Annotated in this window: 2 protein-coding genes; one reads left to right on the forward strand and one right to left on the reverse strand. The window is 36.5% G+C overall.

The window, feature by feature from the left end; translation table 11 throughout:
- A partial coding sequence (locus tag ACFSQJ_RS14250; protein WP_377767645.1) for a hypothetical protein occupies positions 1-192 on the forward strand: 192 nt, incomplete at its 5' end.
- Positions 193-270: 78 nt separating this feature from the next.
- Here the strand turns inward: ACFSQJ_RS14250 and ACFSQJ_RS14255 are convergent.
- Positions 271-1,185 carry an AraC family transcriptional regulator gene (locus tag ACFSQJ_RS14255; RefSeq protein WP_377767646.1) on the reverse strand — a complete coding sequence of 305 codons (915 nt, stop codon included), beginning with the start codon at positions 1,183-1,185 and terminating at the stop codon, positions 271-273.
- Between the last annotated feature and the right edge of the window lie 147 nt (positions 1,186-1,332).

Below are 1,332 nucleotides of genomic sequence, written 5' to 3' on the forward strand. Positions count from 1 at the left end.
CCTTTAATCTATGTATTGAGCAATCTGACAGAGCGCGGCGATGATGTAGCATTTCTAAAATTATGGGAATTGAACGTAGTGAGATGTAGTGATTTTAGTCGCCGCAGGCGAATGCTACATCATCGGTATTGTATATGGCACGTTGCCATCTTAGTAGTTTTTTATTATTCAGTCGTAACTGAGGTTAATTAGTAGGGGGAGAGTTTAAAGTTAGGCAAATTTTGGCAATGTGTTATATACGTTGTTAGCTGCTGGTTTTTGTCAATTCTATTATAATTTCCTAACTGGAACACATAAATCTACTTTAAAAACTCCATTTTCAGGTTCTTCAGGATAAAGTTCATAGCAAGCTTTGTCATCAGGTTGATATCCGCTTGCTGGAAACCACTTTCCCATTAGCCAATCCCATGCTTGTTGAAATTCTTCTGCTTTTACCGTAAATCTTGCCACAACATATTTTCCTTTTTCGAGTACCATTTTTCCAATTTCCCCGTCCACTTTGGTGTTTTCAGGTGCAGTCAGACAAACACTTGTTCTTAACTTACTTTTATCGGCAACGTTCACGTCATCGTGGTAAACTATGGCAGTTTGAAAGTCTCCATTATCTAATACTCCTTTAGGGCCAGCCCAAGCGAAAAGTTTGCTAAACAATCTCTCAAATAATTCAGCGTCCCCTTGATAAGGTCCAATGTGTCTTAAATATATTACGGGTATGTCTGGTAATTCTTTTACTTCAATGCTTTCGTTGTTTTTCATAGCTACTTTCCATTTAATTGATTTCGTTTGATTACAAATGTAAACGGAAGGTGTTTCATTGTTTTTATCTTGAGTGCTATTCACTTTATTCAAATTGCTATTTTTCTTTTTGAATGAAGTAGCTGATTCATTAAAATGAGATTTGAAATTCTTTGAGAATACAGGTAAACTTTTAAATCCGCATTTAAGAGCAATATCAGAAATCGAATCGTTTCCGTTACTCAAAAGTGATGCTGCTCTTTCCAATCGAAGTCGAAGAATCAATTTAAATGGCGTTTCTCCAGTTACGTCTTGAAATATTCTACTGAAATGAAATTTTGAAAAATTGGAAATCTTTGCCAATTCGTCCAATGTAAAATCATTGTCCAAATTTTTTTCGATATGGTCAATTACTTTATTGATTCTATGCTTATACTCATTGTCAATCATTGGGTTCGTTCAAACTTGCAGCTAACGGCCAGGCGGGTATTGCGAGTAGCGTCTCAAAGTATTTGAGCTAGCTACGATAGCAATTAGACGCTATTGGTCCATACCCGCTAGATATGTCCAGTTCCGACATCGTGTTGTTCCGTCTGA

The organism is Croceitalea marina, assembly GCF_042684265.1.
Classification (GTDB): Bacteria; Bacteroidota; Bacteroidia; order Flavobacteriales; family Flavobacteriaceae; genus Croceitalea; species Croceitalea marina.

Coding starts and splice junctions, on each gene's coding strand:
- ACFSQJ_RS14255 (WP_377767646.1), bottom strand. CDS start 1,185: ATGATTGACAATGAGTATAAGCATAGAATCAATAAAGTAATTGACCAT.